The sequence below is a fragment of the Spirulina subsalsa CS-330 genome, from assembly GCF_028330765.1.
Lineage (GTDB): Bacteria > Cyanobacteriota > Cyanobacteriia > Cyanobacteriales > Spirulinaceae > Spirulina > Spirulina subsalsa_A.
In genome coordinates this window covers 1-17,014 of the sequence record NZ_JAQMTY010000002.1, presented here as the reverse complement: position 1 = coordinate 17,014, position 17,014 = coordinate 1, and the positions used below count along the sequence as shown (strand labels likewise).

General features: G+C 54.0%; 18 protein-coding genes. 5 read left to right on the top strand and 13 right to left on the bottom strand.

All coding sequences use genetic code 11. From position 1 onward, the window contains the following. Positions 1-230: 230 nt before the first annotated feature. Both PN477_RS00160 and PN477_RS00155 read right to left on the bottom strand, forming a co-directional pair. Positions 231-347 (bottom strand): photosystem I reaction center subunit VIII, encoded by a 117-nt coding sequence (locus PN477_RS00160; RefSeq protein ID WP_272118840.1) that lies wholly within the window; start codon positions 345-347, stop codon positions 231-233. 64 nt (positions 348-411) lie between these two features. Continuing rightward, positions 412-876, bottom strand: coding sequence for a photosystem I reaction center subunit XI (locus tag PN477_RS00155; protein WP_272118839.1), 465 nt, complete (start codon positions 874-876; stop codon positions 412-414). A gap of 307 nt (positions 877-1,183) precedes the next feature. Here PN477_RS00155 and psb32 point away from each other — a divergent pair, with 307 nt between their 5' ends. Both psb32 and PN477_RS00145 read left to right on the top strand, forming a co-directional pair. Next, positions 1,184-1,885 carry a photosystem II repair protein Psb32 gene (gene psb32, locus PN477_RS00150; protein WP_272118838.1) on the top strand — a complete coding sequence of 234 codons (702 nt, stop codon included), beginning with the start codon at positions 1,184-1,186 and terminating at the stop codon, positions 1,883-1,885. A 105-nt stretch (positions 1,886-1,990) separates the two neighbouring features. Continuing rightward, positions 1,991-3,502, top strand: coding sequence for a TolB-like translocation protein (locus PN477_RS00145; RefSeq protein ID WP_272146880.1), 1,512 nt, complete (start codon positions 1,991-1,993; stop codon positions 3,500-3,502). A 95-nt stretch (positions 3,503-3,597) separates the two neighbouring features. Here PN477_RS00145 and PN477_RS00140 read toward each other — a convergent pair whose 3' ends face one another. Next, positions 3,598-5,169 carry an AAA family ATPase gene (locus tag PN477_RS00140; protein ID WP_272118836.1) on the bottom strand — a complete coding sequence of 524 codons (1,572 nt, stop codon included), beginning with the start codon at positions 5,167-5,169 and terminating at the stop codon, positions 3,598-3,600. Between the two features lie 7 nt (positions 5,170-5,176). Next, positions 5,177-6,640 carry a hypothetical protein gene (locus PN477_RS00135; protein ID WP_272118835.1) on the bottom strand — a complete coding sequence of 488 codons (1,464 nt, stop codon included), beginning with the start codon at positions 6,638-6,640 and terminating at the stop codon, positions 5,177-5,179. 265 nt (positions 6,641-6,905) lie between these two features. Here PN477_RS00135 and PN477_RS00130 point away from each other — a divergent pair, with 265 nt between their 5' ends. Further along, on the top strand, positions 6,906-7,595 hold the full coding sequence (locus PN477_RS00130; RefSeq protein WP_272118834.1) for a Uma2 family endonuclease: 690 nt from the start codon (positions 6,906-6,908) through the stop codon (positions 7,593-7,595). Here PN477_RS00130 and PN477_RS00125 read toward each other — a convergent pair. The 8 genes from PN477_RS00125 to PN477_RS00090 form a co-directional block, all read right to left on the bottom strand. Continuing rightward, positions 7,583-8,188 (bottom strand): hypothetical protein, encoded by a 606-nt coding sequence (locus PN477_RS00125; RefSeq protein WP_272118833.1) that lies wholly within the window; start codon positions 8,186-8,188, stop codon positions 7,583-7,585. The genes PN477_RS00130 and PN477_RS00125 overlap by 13 nt on opposite strands. A 37-nt stretch (positions 8,189-8,225) precedes the next feature. Further along, the gene (locus tag PN477_RS00120) at positions 8,226-11,066 is read right to left on the bottom strand and encodes a CHAT domain-containing protein (RefSeq protein ID WP_272146878.1); all 2,841 of its coding nucleotides are present in this window, start codon (positions 11,064-11,066) and stop codon (positions 8,226-8,228) included. Positions 11,067-11,085: 19 nt separating this feature from the next. After that, positions 11,086-11,448, bottom strand: coding sequence for a DUF5615 family PIN-like protein (locus PN477_RS00115; protein WP_272118831.1), 363 nt, complete (start codon positions 11,446-11,448; stop codon positions 11,086-11,088). Beyond that, complete coding sequence (locus tag PN477_RS00110) at positions 11,445-11,693, bottom strand: DUF433 domain-containing protein (protein WP_272146876.1); 249 nt, start codon at positions 11,691-11,693, stop codon at positions 11,445-11,447. Before PN477_RS00110 ends, PN477_RS00115 begins: the two co-directional genes overlap by 4 nt. Next, positions 11,690-11,953: a hypothetical protein gene (locus tag PN477_RS00105; protein ID WP_272146874.1), complete on the bottom strand. Its 264-nt coding sequence runs from the start codon at positions 11,951-11,953 to the stop codon at positions 11,690-11,692. The genes PN477_RS00110 and PN477_RS00105 overlap by 4 nt, the downstream gene beginning before the upstream one ends. A gap of 436 nt (positions 11,954-12,389) precedes the next feature. After that, the gene (locus PN477_RS00100) at positions 12,390-12,749 is read right to left on the bottom strand and encodes a DUF5615 family PIN-like protein (protein ID WP_272118829.1); all 360 of its coding nucleotides are present in this window, start codon (positions 12,747-12,749) and stop codon (positions 12,390-12,392) included. Beyond that, positions 12,749-13,078: a DUF433 domain-containing protein gene (locus PN477_RS00095; protein ID WP_272118828.1), complete on the bottom strand. Its 330-nt coding sequence runs from the start codon at positions 13,076-13,078 to the stop codon at positions 12,749-12,751. The genes PN477_RS00100 and PN477_RS00095 overlap by 1 nt, the downstream gene beginning before the upstream one ends. A 471-nt stretch (positions 13,079-13,549) precedes the next feature. Further along, complete coding sequence (locus PN477_RS00090; protein WP_272118827.1) at positions 13,550-13,678, bottom strand: hypothetical protein; 129 nt, start codon at positions 13,676-13,678, stop codon at positions 13,550-13,552. Positions 13,679-13,791: 113 nt separating this feature from the next. On the opposite strand from PN477_RS00090, the gene PN477_RS00085 reads away from it, so the two are divergent. Both PN477_RS00085 and PN477_RS00080 read left to right on the top strand, forming a co-directional pair. Next, positions 13,792-14,406: a glutathione S-transferase family protein gene (locus PN477_RS00085; protein ID WP_272118826.1), complete on the top strand. Its 615-nt coding sequence runs from the start codon at positions 13,792-13,794 to the stop codon at positions 14,404-14,406. A gap of 264 nt (positions 14,407-14,670) precedes the next feature. Further along, positions 14,671-16,242, top strand: coding sequence for an alanine/glycine:cation symporter family protein (locus PN477_RS00080; protein WP_272118825.1), 1,572 nt, complete (start codon positions 14,671-14,673; stop codon positions 16,240-16,242). Between the two features lie 193 nt (positions 16,243-16,435). Here PN477_RS00080 and PN477_RS00075 read toward each other — a convergent pair whose 3' ends face one another. Next, entirely contained in the window at positions 16,436-16,609 is a 174-nt protein-coding gene (locus PN477_RS00075; protein ID WP_272118824.1) for a hypothetical protein, read from the bottom strand. Positions 16,610-17,014 lie beyond the last annotated feature (405 nt).

Sequence of the window (17,014 nt, the reverse complement as noted above, 5' to 3'; positions counted from 1 at the left end):
TTTGCTGCGCCGCCAGTACAACTGGACTTCGCTCGTGTAGGCTGTCTGATCCATCGTCTCGGGTGGGTCGTTGACCAAGGATTATACTAACATCAAGCCGTCCTAGAAGGACGGGGTTTCTACCCAAATTTTCGATGAAAAATCTCCCCTGGATGGGGCGCGATCGCTCCAAGCCAGGGGGGATTGATCGGGAGTCGGGGCGGAACCCCGATTCACCCAATGATGCGAGCTTAGGCCTCGCTTTCGATGTGAATGAACAACAGACCCATCACAACGGCGGGCATCACAAGTCCCACGAGGGGAACCAGAATACTCGGTAAAAATGACGCGGCGTAAACACCAGTCATATCGGTTTCTCCTTAAATGGTTGAGGGATTAAAACGAATCAAACCCCACAGCGGGCGATCGCAACTAGGCGAGGCCAAACAAACTGGGGGCAATGTAGATGAAATAAGCGAACGCTGCACCGCCGCAGCCGCCGAGCAGAAAACCGCTCGCAAAATCGCTCCATCCTTCTTTGGTGGCGAAGCTATCCGGCGGGTTCGGTGTGGTCACTGTGGCAACGGGCTTACCCGATCCCACACCACCATAGATGGACAGGCAACCGGTGAGAATCACCACCAACCCAATTGCCGCCATCAGACCTGCCAAATCAGCGTATTCCGTATTCCGGAGGGGCCCCAAGAGCGCGAAGGGCCCGTAGAGCAAATAGCCATGGGCCATTCCCACTTCCAGACCGCGACGATTCGCTGACAATCCAGCCCGATAGGCGGGCAGATTGTTGATCAAAGCCTTGGTAAATCCCGAAGAATTGACCGGCGTGGCTAGGTTCCCAACTTGAGGATCGCCACCATCACTAATTACATCCAATGCCATGAATGTTATCTCCTCTCAATGCAGACAAAATGCTCTTTTGACTTTGTGAACGTTGCGATCGCCATCTATATACATCGATATAAGTGGAAGATTGCTCAGTATCACAAAGGGTTAAGATTAGTCTAGTTTTATCAGACAAGCGTAGCAGGGACGCGAGATCCGACCGTTGTGTTTAAAAAAGTTCATGTTTCCCCTCGCAAGCGAATCTACCCACGCGGCAACCCCGGTAACCCTCAAGAGTGAGCAGGGGAATCGCCTCGCCCTTTACAATCTAGGGATGCAATTATTCGTGATTAGGTCAATACTTATGTTTCAACTTTCCCTAGGGATGGTGCTACGGCGGGGGGCGATCGCGCTCTGTTGTGCCATCCTCAGCCTCACCCTCTGGATCGCGCCGAGCCATGCCACCACGGTTTACGATCTTCCCAGCCCAGTGGAGAGCAGCGGCGTGATTGACTCCGCCGATGTCCTCAGCCGCCTCACGGTGGGCAAGTTAACCAACGCCCTCCAAGCCCTCACCGAGTCCACCGGCCAACAGGTGCATCTCGTCACCATCGAACGCCTCGAATACGACGACACGATCGCCGCCTTTACCGATCGCCTCTTTGAGCGTTGGTTTCCCACCCCAGACACTCAAGCCAATCAAACCGTGGTAGTCTTGGCAACCCTGACCAACCAAGGCGGCATCCATACCACCGCCGGCGAAGCCCTTCCCGCCGAGATTGCCACGAGCATCGCGGAAGACACCCTCCTCGCCCCCCTGCGCCAAGGCGGCGGGAAATATAATAAAGCCCTGCTTGATGCGGGCGATCGCCTCGTGGCGGTACTCTCCGGACAACCCGATCCCGGTGCGCCAGAGGTGGGCGGCGTGGATGTGGAAGCCACCTTCGCCAGCGCGGAAGAAACCGACGATCGCAATGCCACAGTCTGGGTGGTGGTGTTGCTCATCGTGGCGACGGTGGTTCCCATGGTGACCTATTTCGTCTATGTGGGCCTGCCGGGCCGCTAAGCCGCGCCCCCTCAGCCTTGAGATCCCTGGGGAACCCACTCCAGGGATTTGCCCTGATCTTTCAACCTTGTATGGCGATCAATTATGAAGTTTAAATCTGCACCGATGACCCTGTATCCCATCGATATTGCGGCCCTGAGCACGGTGGTAGTGCTTACGGTTTTGGCCGGGATCTTGTTGCTCAGCGGGGTCATCTGTCGGGGCGATCGCTGTTGGGTGGATACGCGCCCGAAGGTGGCCGCCTTTAACTGGCAAGATGAAATTATTCGGGCCGAAGACAACGCCTTTGTGCTGGAATTCAACCGCCCGATGGATCACGACGGGGTCGAAAACAACCTCAAGATCACGATCCCCGATAAACCCGAAATTACCAATCCACTGCCCGGAAAAGTAAGTTGGGCGGGGCGACGCTTGGCCTATACGTTGGATTTTCCGGCTCCCTATGGCGATCGCTACCAATTGAGCCTTGCCGAAGCCCAGGAAAAATTTCGCGGCAATGACGAACTAGGTCAAGAAATGCAGCCCTTCACCGCCACCTTCCGCACCCCCGATCGCATCTTTGCCTACATCGGGCTAGAACGCGAAGAAGAAGGCCGCCTCATTCTCTACAACCTCACCCAACAGCGCAAAACCATCCTCACCCCGCCCAATTTAGTCATCACGGAATTTGAACCCTACCCCGACGGCCAGAGCATTTTATTCACGGCCATTGATGCTGATCTGACCCGAACCGATCTCCTCGAACAACAACTCTATCGGGTCACGACGGGGATCAGTGCCACCCCCGATGCCGAACCCACCGCCGCCGGCCAAGTCACCCCCCAGTTAACCAATGAAACCCACCAAATTCTCAATTTCGACCTCTCGGCAGATGGCAGCATTATCGTCGTCCAGCGGGTAGAACGGGATGACCCGACCCAGATGGGGCTGTGGTTAATCCGGGACGATCAAGACCCCGTCCCCCTCGAAAATCAACCGGGGGGCGTGTTCCAGATTGCCCCGGATAATCAACTCATTGCGATGGCCCAAGGGGAAGGGATTGCGCTGCTCTCCTTAGAACCGGGGGCGGAACCCTTGGACTTTTTTGCACAGTTCGGGATGGTGTTGGATTTCGCGCCGGACGGCACAACGGCGGCAATGGTGGACTATAACCGCGACAAGCCGGATCTGCTCTATACGCGATCGCTCTACCTCGTCACCAACCAGCGCAGCCAAGAAAAAGTCTTTGACACCCGTGGCTCGATTGTGGACTGTGATTTTGATCCACGGGGGGAAAATCTCTACTGTCTGTTAACCAATCTGTTGGAGGGACAGGAATACGCCGAGCAGCCCTATGTGGCCCAAGTCAACCTAGAAACGAAAGAGATTCTCCCCCTCACCACCCTGCCGAACTATCAAGATATTCACCTCAGCGTCGCCCCCGATGGCTTGGCGCTGCTCTTCGATCAACTCACCACTGACCCGGATGCAGGGCGCGATCGCCGCTTACAAACCGATGGCGGCGAAGCGATCGTCAATAGTCAATTGTGGATCTTGATCCCTCCCGCTGACCCGGAAGATCCCCCCGCCTTAGAAGAGTTGCCCTTTGTGGGCATCCAACCCCAATGGCTCCCCTAGGATGCAGAGGATTACAGTCATGGGAGTGTGAGCCTCTGGCTCACTTCTGCCAGTGCCAGACTCGCAAGGTTCTGGAGCAGCAGGAGGCTTGACGGTTATGGGTTGGGGGGTTGGCGGGTTCCGGTTTTGACATCGACGAAGCGGCTGCGGGCGGTGGTGCGCAGGTGTTCCACATCTTCGCGGCGGGAGACGGAGAGGGGGACGGTGGATTCAATTTCGAGGATGAGGAGATCGGTGTCGAGGGCTTGTTTGAGGTAGAGGGCGCGGTAGAGGGCTGAGACGATCGCTTGTTCAATTTCGGCCCCGCTGAAGCCGTGGGTGGCTTGGATCAGGCGGGGAAGCTCGAAGATTTCGAGGGGTTGATGGTGCGATCGCAGGTGAATCGTCAGGATCGCCGCTCGTTCCTGCTCGTCCGGTAAATCCACAAAAAAGATCTCATCAAAGCGCCCCTTGCGCAGCAATTCCGGCGGCAGTTGCGTTAAATCATTGGCCGTCGCCACCACAAACACCTCCTGGGACTTTTCCTGCAACCAAGTGAGGAACGCCCCAAACAGCCGCCGACTCAGACCCCCATCACTGCCACCGCTGTCGGTGCTGCCCAAACTTTTTTCAATCTCATCAATCCACAGCACCGTCGGCGCGATCGATTCGGCGAGGGTAACGGCGCGGCGAAAGTTGCGATCGGATTCACCGACATATTTATCGTAAAGCCGCCCCATGTCCAGCTTGATCAGGGGTAAACGCCATTCGCGGGCGATGGTTTTGGCGGCGAGGGACTTACCGCACCCCTGTACCCCGACGATCAAGATGCCTTTGGGGGGTGGGAGTTTGAGGTCGCGGGCTTCGCTGGAAAAGCCGACGCGGGCGCGTTTGAGCCATTGTTTCAACCCGACGAAGCCGCCAAGGTTGGCTTGGTTTTCTGAGGCGGGGAAATATTCGAGCAGGCCGTCGGCTTGGATGACTTGGGCTTTGCGGTGGAGGATGCGGTTAATGTCGTCGGCGGTGAGTTTGCCGTCTTCGAGGGCGGCGTAGGCCACCACTTGGCGGGCTTGGATCAGGGTCATGCCGCTGAGGGCGCGGACGAGTTCTTTGAGTTCGTGGTCTTGGAGTTCGACTTTGACTTGTTGTTTGCGTTGGTTGAGCGATCGCACCACCTCGGACACCACTTTATACAGTTCATCCCGCCCCGGCAGTTTCAAATCATAAAACACCGTCTCATGGGCGATCGCTGTCGGCAATTCCAACGCCGTCCCCGTCAACACCAACGCGCCGCGATTTTTCCGCAACAACCGCGCCAAATTCCGAATCTGTCGCGCCACCTCATCATCTTTTAAATACCCGCCAAAATCCTTGAGCAGATACACCGCTTTTCGGTTCAAGGTTTCGAGATGACAGAGCATATCAAGGGGTTTTTGGGTGTTTTCGTACACCGTCGTCGGATTGCCGCTGTCCGGGGTGCATTCATCCAGTTGGGGCGCGAACTTACTGCCGGGGGAGAGATACAGGCCCCGATTCACCGTCCATTCAAAGAGGGGAATATGGAGTTCCCGTGTCATCCCTTTGAGGACATTTTCCACCCGTTCTTCTTCCACGGTTTCCATGGCGATGATCGGATGGAAGGATTGGACGAGGAGTTTAAGATCGTAAATACTGGCGGCTAAATTCATGGTGGGATTATGGGTTTGCTAATTGGGATGGATCGCGTGCTGCTCGCCGGGCGATCGCCCCCATCCACCACTGTTCATACCGAAAGGCCAGGGCTGCGATCGCGATCGCCCCGCCACCCAACAGGATCAACAGCATCGCCAACGCCTTCACCCCTACTAGGGGCAACTGATCCGCCAGTTTGACCAGATCATGATCTAAAAGGCTGCCTTTGCCCGCGAGATAATTCGCCAGAGCCGTGGTCGAAAAGAGCAGTTGGCCGCCAAAATGCCAGAGGTCAAACAGCGTAAACCAGCCTAACATCGCCATGATTAACCGCTCCTGCGACCGCAGACAAAAATACCGACCCAGGGCGAAATAGAGACAGAGGGCGATCGCCACCAGTTCGCCACCGTGGCCCATGGCGGTAATCAGGATCTGATCGAGGGCGGTAATGCTGGCCAGGCCGTAGAGGAGCAGAATCCCGCCCCAGAGTCGCTGGGTGGGAATATTATGGCGGTAGTGATAGCAGAGATAGCCGAAGCCGCTGAGGGCAAGGGGTGTAAACAACGGAATCTGGCCCACCGGAATGGTAATGCCGCCGCCATACCGAAAGTCAAAGCTGGGAATGGCGATATACCCAAAGAGTAACGAGGCGATCGCATGGCCCAATTCATGCACCATCACCGTCCAGGCTCCGAACAGGATACGGGTGAGGGGAATCAGTGCCAACGTCAGCCCCAGGGCCAAGCCGCCGAGGATACAGGTGCGCCCATCGGGGTCAAGGCTGCGGACTTGGGGCGATCGCGCCTGCTCCGCTAACCGCCCCCCCTCATAGTCCACCGTCCAAATCGGATCACGCTGGCCCCGCCGATAGCCTTCGACCCGCAGCAGGTCCATAAACGGCAGGTCGAGATCTTGGGCGGTTTTGGCCACCCTGGGCGCGAGGGCCGCTTGGTCGGGCATTTTATTCGCACTGAGGCGTACCGTGACGCGGCGATCGCTCACCACCGTCCGCACCACCACATTATCCCGGCGAAATTCATGGGCAAAGAGTCCGGAAATTGCCCCCGCTTGCCCCTGTTGGGCCGCGTCGATCAGGGCGTTGGGGGCGGCGGTGGGGAAGGCTGGGGCGGGTTCGGGCGGCGGTGGGGTGGGTTGAACTGGGGCGGCAACGGGTTCGGGTTCCGGTTCAGCCGGGGGAATGTAGGTCAAGGGGATCGTTTGCTGCCAAATATCGCTACTTTCGCCCATGCGTCGCCCCCGGAGCATCAGCGATCGCACTCCCACCGGACGCAGTGACTGCATTGCTTTGGTGATCAACGGCGCGATCGCATCCTGCTTCGGCCCGTTCAGGGACTCCACAATTAAATCCAGCCCCTCATCCCGACGCTGCCCCATCACCCAAATGCCATGGGACTCTAGTTTTTCCCCCAACAACGATGCGATCGCCTCTGAATCCCCAGAGCGGGCTAGCTTGAGTAATTTCGACACAGCATCACCAGAAAATGACAGCTTCTCCCATGCTAGGCTGAAACCCCAGCCCCATCTCCAAAGTTGACAGGATTTGATACAGTTTGCACCCATTCCCTTGGTCTTTGGCCCAGAGAGCGACAACGGTAGCCCCAAGATTTCAGGTGACTGTGTTCAACGAGACTGACATAACACCGATGCGGGTCTAGGGGTGTTCTGGGGTGTTCTGGGGGGCGATCGCACTGCGATACCATAGGCTTAAGTTGTGCCGAATCATCCTCTCACTATGATCACATTCCCCATCGGGTTACAAATTCCCCCCCTAGAGAATGGCGATCGCCTCAGTCGCCCCGAATTTGAGCGTCGCTACCAAGCCATGCCCCACCTCAACCGAGCGGAACTCATTGAAGGAGTGGTCTACATACCCACTGCATTCCGGTTCAAAAGTCACGGTCAGCCCCACAGTTGGCTGATGGGTTGGTTGGGGGTTTACGCGGCGATGACTCCTCATGTGGAGAGTGCTGATGCGCCAACGGTACGCCTCGATGGTGACAATGAACCCCAGCCCGATGCAGTCTTGAGAATTAATGAAACGGTTGGGGGACAGTCCCGACTGAGTGCGGATGATTACATTGAAGGTGCTCCCGAATTGGTGGTGGAAATTGCGGCCAGTAGTGTCGCGATCGACCTCCACGCCAAGAAAACCGCCTACCGCCGCAATGGGGTGCAGGAGTACATTGTGTGGCGTGTGTTGGATCAACAATTAGATTGGTTTTACCTAGAGCGAGGGGAGTTTCTGACCTTAAGTGCCGATGAAGATGGGATTTGCAAAAGCCGTATTTTCCCTGGCTTATGGCTCGATCGCGCCGCTCTCCTGGCTGGCAATATGCCCCAAGTGCTGAACTGTTTACAATCAGGGTTAGCCAGTAGTATTCATCAGGACTTTGTCACCCATTTAACGGGTTATGAGACCTGAGCCGCACATTGTTCAAACACATAGGACACCGCGCCAAAGAGAGAATCTAGGTTTTCAATGTTGTAGCCTGTGGCGTTTTTGGTGAGGTGCTGTCCCTGGAGTTGGGCAAACTCCCAGCGGTTCGCATTGGCAACCATCCCGAATAGCGTTAATTCAGCGGAGTCATTGAACCGTTGCAGGGCGACTAACTCGGCGGTACATTTTCCCCAACCGGCGGTGAAGTTGTCTTGTTTGGCTTCGACGACTGCCAGACAGGGTTGCTCTAGAATGACTTTGCCGAGGGGCGATCGCTGCGCGATCAGATAATCGGGTTGCCCAGAGAGTTGTTCATCTACGCGCAGGGTGCGATGGCTCCACAGCATCAACTGGTCTTTGTGCGCTTTCCACACTTCCCGCAGAATCGGATAGATAAATGCCTCACAGATCGCGGCTTCGGAGTTTTCGACCACAACCTCCGCCCGGTTAAAGGCGAGTTCGGCCCGCACATAATCACTGAGCACAAAAGCCGTCGGCTGCACAAAATCAGCCTCGGTGTAGCATATCCCAAAGGCTTGGATCACATCCGCGATCGCGCCGTAAGTGGTAAAAGGCATTGTTTAGAACTCTGATTCTGACTTGATTCTAGCGAATTTAATTGGAATCCATGGGTCGCCAATCCCCCGACGGAATGAATGCTGCCCAATACAATGGGGCTGCATAGTTCGGGTCTGCGATCATCTCTAATTGCACGTCTCGCAGGGCTTCGCCGCGGCCGCTGCCGTTTTGGATTTTCTGGTAATAGTTCACCATCAGGGCTTGGGTGGCGCGATCGCTCACATCCCACAGGCTCATCAATTGGGTTTCGGAACCCGCGATCACCAGGGCGCGACGCAAGCCATACACGCCTTCGCCGTTGGCAATATCACCGAGTCCCGTGGAGCAGGCCGACAAAACGGTGAGTTTTGTGCCGTACAGGTTCAATCCGGCCACTTCGAGCGCCGTCAGCACCCCGTCTTCTGTGCCACTTGTCCGGAGGTTGTACCCTGCCAAAGCTAAACCAGAACGCAAGAGGGGATTTTCTTGCACAGGAGCAGCGGAACGATTCAAGCCATTGACATCGCCCAGAGGTTGATTCGGAGAGGTGGGAGCCGTTTGTTCGAGGTCAGGCAAGAAAAAGCCGTGGGTCGCAATATGTAAGATTTCTGGCCCTTTGACCTGTTTAATCCGGTTCTCGGTGGCTTGGTCTTGGGTGAGCAGTTGAGCGTTGGGCAGCAGTTGCGCGATCTGTTCACCTTCGGCGGCTGTGTAGATGAGCGGGCCAAATTTAGCGATTAAATCCCCGGAGCGGCGATTATCGCCGGTGGTGGCTTGGGCGAGGCGCACGGCTCCGGGTTCGTCGTAGTTAATGTCTGCCAAGATAAGCGGTTCACTTTGGGCGGGGGGCGTGATCTGATAGCGCAGCAAGTCGCGCCCGCTGGTGAGGTAGGTAATTAAGTAGTCTTCCAGGAGATAGTTGTCGTCGGGGGTGATGAGGGTGGCGAAGGGCAGGAGGTTGAGTTGGCTATCGGGGGAGATGATCAGGTGGGTTTTGTCGGGGTTCAACCGTTGGAGGACAGGCTCCATAATTGCCCTGTAGAGTTCTTGGGCTGGGGGGGTGAACGCATTTTGACTATTGCGGCGGCGGGGGTTATGGCTCTTGATGGCGCGACCGAGTGACCTGACTTTTTGGTTGATTGCGTTGGCATCGCCCAGATCTGCCCATTGGGGTTGACCGTCTGCGGTCAGGATATAAACGGCGTAACGCGGTTCTGCATATTGGTTTTCGTTGGGGTCAAAGGGGCGATATTGCACAAACTCGATGAGGGCGGCATCCTGGGGAATCTGGGCTTGAATGGCTGCAAGGGTGACGGGTTCGGTTTGCACTCGAAATTCGGCACTGGCGCGGGCGAGTTGTTGTTCGAGTGTTTCGGCTTCGGTTCTCAGGGATGCGACTTGTTGACGGTAATCGTCGGTGAGGGTTGGGGGGGGATTGAAGACGGCGGCGGCGAGTTCGGTCCGTTTGGCGTTGAAGCGATCGAGGAGGCGTTGGTTTTCGGGGGTGAGGTTATCGCGCAGGAGTTGGATGTTGTTGCTGACGGCATCGAGGATGCGACCTTTGCGACGGAGGATTGTCTGTAGCGCGAGGTGTCCCGCTTCAGGGTTGGTGGGGGCGGTTTGCAGGTTCAGACTGATGACCCAATCCGTGGTTTTTGTAATGGTTTGGAAATAGTCTTGTTTTTGGCGTTCGGAACCCATCACCAACAGTTCTTCGAGATTCGTTTCTTCAATACTTAAACCTTGGGCAAAGTGCTGGATCGCTTGATTCGATTGCCCTGTTGCCCAATACAGTCCTGCCAGATTGTTGAGGCTGGTGGCGGTGTAGGGATGGTTGGCTCCCAGTTCTTGCTCTCGGATCGCCAAGGCGCGTTGGTAGAGGGGTTCGACTGCTGCGTATCTCCCCATCGAGTCATACAGTAATGCCAGATTGTTGAGGCTGGTGGCAGTAGAGGGATGGTTGGCTCCCAGTTCTTGCTCATGGATCGCCAAGGCGCGTTGGAAGAGGGGTTCTGCTTCTGCGTATCTCCCCATCTCCCAATATAGTCCTGCCAGATTGTTGAGGCTATGGGCTGTATCGGGATGGTTGGCTCCCAGTTCTTGCTCATGGATCGCCAAGGCGCGTTGGAAGAGGGGTTCTGCTTCTGCGTATCTCCCCATCTCACTATAGAGTTGTGTCAGATTGTTGAGACTGGTGGCAGTAGAGGGGTGGTTAGCTCCCAGTTCTTGCTCAATAATGGACAGGGAGCGTTGCAAGAGAGGTTCTGCTTCTGCGTATCTCCCCATCTCCCAATATAGTCCTGCCAGATTGTTGAGGCTGAGGGCGGTGGAGGGATGGTTGGCTCCCAATTCTTGCTCTCGGATCGCCAAGGCGCGTTGGTAGAGGGGTTCCGCTTCTGCGTATCTCCCCGCTCGGTAGAGTTGGATGCCTTGTTGATTGAGTTGGTTGGCTCGTGCAAGAGCAACATCTCCGGCTGTTGCCGCCTGGGTTGTAATGCGATATTGACCCGTTGTACCTGGTTCTACCGCAACCACAGCCAAAAGATATTCACCATCGGCGGGAAACTCTAATGTCAAGCGTGCATTTAATCCTTCCCCACCATCATTGTCACCCGCAATGTCTTGCCCATCCGCATCCAACACGATCAACAACGGGTCAAATTCTTCCGCAACCAGATCAATCACAATCTGCTCATTCGCTCGACCTGTGATGGTATGAGCGTTGAAATATTTGCCGTCGGCTTGGGCGCTGTTGGTGGTGAGTTCTCCCTCAATGACAATCGCGCCTTCTTCTGCCTGGGCGATCTGTGCAATGGGTCGCGCTTCACTCTGGGCATAGACCCCCTGACCCAACAACAAAACCCCACCCAACAGAGACAACCCGACTCGCTTCAACATGACACCGACTCCGTGTAACTTACTTCATTTTCAAAGGACGTTGACGAATCTGCTTTTGTCCCACAATCGTAAACTGTCCCGTAAATTGTAACCCTTCGACAGAGAGCAGATTGAGTAATTGCTTCCCCGGTTCTAACGCAGTTGCAGGCTGATACCGGAAATACAGAATTCCTATGGGTACAGGTAGCCCTCGCCGATAAATTAACTCACCATAATCGCGATCAAAGGTCAAAATCACGCGCTCCTCAGATACCGCTAAAGTGAGCACGGCGCGATCGTCAATTCCAGATAATCCTTCAGCGATCGCTAGTACATCGTACCCCGCATCTCTCAAAAGTCTGACGCTAGGGAGTGGGAAATTTTCATTCGCTAGCAACTTCATGAAGATAGTTCCACCGATGGAGCGATCGGGTACAAAAAATCATCCTCAAAACAGTCCAACGTGAACAGGAAAATTGCTCGAATTGCGTCTGAATTCAACCTTGGATAACTCTCCAAAATTTCATTTTCCGTCCAACCTGCCGCGAACAAACCCAAGATAAACTCCACTGATAAGCGCGTTCCCTTAACAACAGGTTTACCAACCAAAACATTAGGATCAGCATGAATATAATTACGCCAGTTCATCTCGAACTCCATAATGCAGAAACGTTCATGAAGTGTGAAAGGTTCATCATCCAAGCATAACAAAACAAGCATACTGCACTGATCATGGGTTCATAAGGTCGCGCCTCACCCTGAACATAAACCCCCTGCCCCGACAACAAAACCCCACCCAGCAGAGCCAACCCAACCCGCTTCCACATCACGCTCCCCCCGCCCGTAAACAATACGCCCCCAACATAACGCGAAAATTCGCCTGTGGACAATGCAATCAGCTTCAGCATGGGATAGATTAACCTCTTGAATGACCTTGTAGAGTTACAGGGCGCTGAACAAACATTTTCGCAGTTTCGGCAAAATTTTTTTCGGTTGGGGTTTGGGGAACCCCCAGACGTAGGGGCTGGGTTCCCCTGCCCTGCTGCCCTGCCCTGCCCTGCCCATGAATCAATTGGGTTGTTCCCTGCGAGAGAACCCTACCCCCACGTGGAACTCCATCTTACCAATCCATCCAAACCCGACCCACCCCAGCAGGGCAGGGAGACCCAGCCCCTACGAGACCATCAAAATGAACACTTGCTAAAACAGTGGTAAAAATTCAATGCGGTCTTGATATTCATCATCAAACGAGGCTTCTGCAATGAGCAGGGCAGGGAGACCCAGGAGACCCAGCAGGGCAGAGAGACCCAGGAGACCCAGCAGGGCAGGGAGACCCAGCCCCTACTAAAACAACGGTAAAAACTCAATTTGGTCTTGATATTCATCATCAAACGAGGCTTCTGCAATTAGCAAAAGCTGTTCCAGATTTTCCCCAACTCCCAACTTAGGGTTCAAGATGAAAATTCCAGGAATATGATGTCCTGCGTTTACATGATCGGTGAGATGCACAGGCATTGATTTACGATTATTGGTCACGAGAATGTAACCATTTGTTTCACACCAAAACAAGATTTTTGGATCGAGCGTACCGCGTTCTGGTGCAGTCAAATCACCCACCGCCATCACCACAATATCCAACTCCGAACGTCGAAGCTGCTGTGTGTAAAGCGGATTAACGTTCTCATCAATCAGATACTTGAGCATTACTGCGTTGCCTGTGCCAACTTCTTGGCCTTCAATTGGTGCAAACGCTCTACAACAGGATGAGGATTTTTCGCCTGTTCTGACCTCATGCGATCGCTCCATTCCAACCAATCCTTAAGATAAGCATCTACCAGTGCTTGATTATGAAGGTAATAGAGAATCGTGGCATAGACTTGCTCTAGGGTCAGCGATGGATAAATATTAGCAATTTCTTCAGCCGTTTTTGCTTGAAACAAATAATCAAACAAAATTGTTTCAATACCGATCCGCGTTCCCTTTAGGCGAATATCATCATCTGCCAAAAAATCAAAATAGTCTTCAATTTTCATGGTTTGATAGGCCTCCAAACCTTTCATTCTGGGCATTGACCCCCGGACTCGACAACCAAACCCCACTCACCAGCAACAACCCAACTCGTTTCCACATCACTCTGACTTCCGCCCGAAGAAAATACGCCCCCAACGTACCGCGAAAATTGGCGGGTTTGCAATGCAACGATGAGATTCTGCATGGGATGGGTTGACCTCGTGGGTGGTTGGGTGTGAATAACGCAAAATATTGCGTTTGTGGGGTTAATGAGGGGTGAGCGGAGCCGGAATCCGGTGCTCAGACTTCGGCTCCCCGTTGACTCCGCTCAGGGCAGCCGCCCAGACTGCGCTCGTCTGCCTTACTGATTTACAGGACGCTGAACGAACGTTTTCGCATTTTTGGGAAAATTCCCAATCCCCACCCCCAGCCCAAACCCCTCAAAACCGCTTTTGGAGTGGGCTTCAGCCCACTTTCGCTATGAGCCATGCGTTTCAACCCTTGGCGGTGGGACGGTTTCGATAGCGCCCCACCCCGTCGGGGATTGAAATCCCCGCCTCAGAGCGAAAACCCGTTAACACGGGTTCTGGAGTGGGTTGCAGTCCACTTTCACGGTGAGCCATGCGTTTTAATGCTGGGTGGTGGGACGGCTCTCACGGTCTAAATCGGGTTACACTTCTCCATTAACCTCAAATCTGTTGTTTGGGGTGTTTTCGCGTTTCTCTTGATACTACCCATGATTGACCTTTATACCGCTCCCACCCCCAACGGTCGCAAGCCTGCGATCGCCCTCGAAGAAATGGGACTCCCCTACACCATTCACACCATTGACCTGTCCCAAAAAGAACAGTTCAGCCCCGAATTTGTCACCCTCAACCCCAATAGCAAAATTCCGGTGATTACCGATGCAGATACGGGGTTGACGATTTTTGAATCCGGGGCGATTTTGATCTATCTCGCGGAAAAAACCGGGATGCTGTGGCCGAGCGATCGCGCTCAACGCATGGATGCACTGCAATGGTTAATGTTTCAGATGGGCAGCGTTGGGCCCATGCTCGGCCAGTTGGGGCATTTTCGCCACAGTGCCCCGGAACCCGTGCCCTACGGCATCACCCGCTACGAAGCCGAAACCCTGCGCCTGTTCGGGGTACTCGATCGGCAACTGAGCCACCGGGACTATGTAGCCGGCGACTATTCCATTGCAGATATCGCCCTCTATCCCTGGATCGCCATCTCTAACCATCTCCAAGTCTCCATCGAGGCGTATCCCCATCTCACCCGGTGGGTGAACACCCTCGCCGCTCGCCCGGCAGTCCAAGCGGGCATCACTCGCGTCAATCAGAAGACCTAAACAGCGCACCATCTCATCGAGAGACCGTGCCGAATTTAACAGCAGCAAGCCTCAAACATTGTTATGACCAAGTGATACATTCAGCAAACCCATGATGAATGTCGAGATCGTTAGGATCTTTTGATTCGTACCATCAACGGATTGATTTGCAACCCTGGGCATTCAAGTGGGATTTGTTCGATTTGGGAGGGTGTACTCCCCATCTCATCGTGACTTTCTGCATTGATGGTCATTGCCTAGCTCTGTCATTAAAACACTATCCTTATGAAATTGTTTAGACCGCGTCGCCCTCTCCATCCCTGGGTCACTGCCGTTAGAAACCTCGGATTGATGCTGATCCAGAATCCACTGTGGAGGTCGATTGGCTTTACGGCTTTCCTCATCTGTGCGATCGCACCCCGTGCCTTTGCCCAGGATGCCGCTGTTACCGGGGCCGATGCCATCTTCAAACCCATCGTGGACGTGATGTCCGTCCTGCTCTTTTTTAAAATTGGGGGCGAAAATGGGTTCCCCTTCATTGTGCTGTGGCTCTTTATCGCTGCCATTTTCTTCACCGTGCGGATGGGTTTTATCAATGTGCGCGGCTTTAAGCACGCCATTGAAGTCGTCCAAGGCAAATTTGACGACCCCAACGATGAAGGGGAAGTCTCCCACTTCCAAGCCCTCGCCACCGCTGTTTCCGGAACCGTCGGCCTCGGTAATATTGCCGGGGTTGCCGTTGCCATTCAGTTAGGCGGCCCCGGCGCGATGGTCTGGCTGACCCTGGCGGGGTTTTGCGGCATGGTCACTAAATTTGTTGAATGCACCCTCGCGGTGAAATACCGCCGCATCGCCACCGACGGCACGGTGTTAGGCGGCCCCATGTATTACCTGACGCGGGGTTTATCCCCCAAGGGGATGCGTCCCCTTGGTAAGGGATTGGCGGTGTTGTTCTGCATTCTCTGCCTGGGTGGGAGTCTTGGCGGTGCGAATATGTTCCAGTCCAACCAAGCCTACGCCGCCATTAGTGGGTTATTGCCCGGCATTCCGGCGTGGCTGTTTGGCCTCGTCCTGGCGGCTTTAGCTGGGTTTGTGATTATCGGTGGGATTCGTCGCATCGGTGCAGTGGCGGAAAAACTCGTCCCGGCGATGGCGGTGATCTATGCAGTGGCTTGTCTGTTCGTGATTGTGGCTAACATCACAGCAGTTCCGGCTGCGGTGGCGACGATTTTTCGAGAAGCCTTTGCCCCGTCGGCTGCTGTGGGTGGCATTGTCGGTGTGATGGTGCAGGGGATTCGCCGTAGTTCGTTTTCCAATGAAGCCGGGGTGGGTTCAGCCGCGATCGCTCACTCCGCCGCCCGTACCGATGAACATATCCGCGAAGGTATCGTGGCACTGCTTGAGCCGTTTATTGATACCGTCGTGATCTGTAATATGACGGCGATCGCGATCGTCCTCAGCGGTGTCTACCAAGATACCGGCGACGAATTGAGCGGTGTGGCGATGACCTCCAACGCCTTCGCCTCCGTGATTAGTTGGTTTCCCATCGTCTTGAGCATTGCGGTGTGTTTATTTGCCTTCTCCACGATTATTTCCTGGAGCTATTACGGCATCCAAGCCTGGAGCTATTTATTCGGTTCCGAAACCACGATCATCTTCAAAGTGATCTACATCGTCTGCACCTTCTTAGGTTGCTTAACCAGCTTGGGTCTGATCATCGAATTCAGCGATCTAATGTTACTCGGTATGGCATTCCCTAACCTGATTGGCTGTTACATTCTGTCCAATGAAGTCGCCAGTGATTTGAAAGACTATTGGGATCGATTAAGCTCCGGCAATATGTTGACCTACGAATAAGGGAGCCAATTGAAGTTAGAAACCCCTCACCGGATTGTAGTGAGGGGTTTCTATTACGATCCTAAATCAATCGGAGATCTTATCTCCTCATCAACAAGGGGCTTAAGCCCCTTGCCTGTTCATGAATCAAATAGGATTACTATAGTGAGCACAGGATTTTTGGGGGAAAATCCGGCTATTGTTTTTTTGCGTTTTATTGTCGCAGTTCTTGATTCATGACGAACCGACGGCGATCGCTCGGTGATATTGATTGATATTCACCATAGAAGTTACAAAACCGTACCATTTTCCGCAACATTGAGCCGACCTGATGATGCTGTGACGGGTGTTGGTTCGGGGTTGCGTTGGTTTTTGATAGTCCAAACATAATCGTCTCCGTTGATTAAAATCATTGCTGTTTTGATGTTTTAATCTTAGAAATTCTGACCCCAGCCTCACAACCGTTAACATCGATACTATCTATGCAAAAAATTCATATAACATGAGCCGAATCGGTGAAGACAGGCAAGGGGCTTCAGCCCCTTGTGCCTCACGGGTCAATTGTCTGAACCCGGTTGACTGATGACCGCACGCCCCTAGATCTACCCACAACGCAATAATCCCCCCGGTTTGGGAGGGATTATCTCAGTATTGTTGACACTCCCACCGTTAAATCAAAGATTATAACGGGGGATTCTTGCTTCATTGGGTTTGTCTAGTCTCAAGTCATCTCTGTCTTGAAACCCCGTCCAGATTCCCCTCCACAAGCATCTGTTTAACGTCCACTGAATGT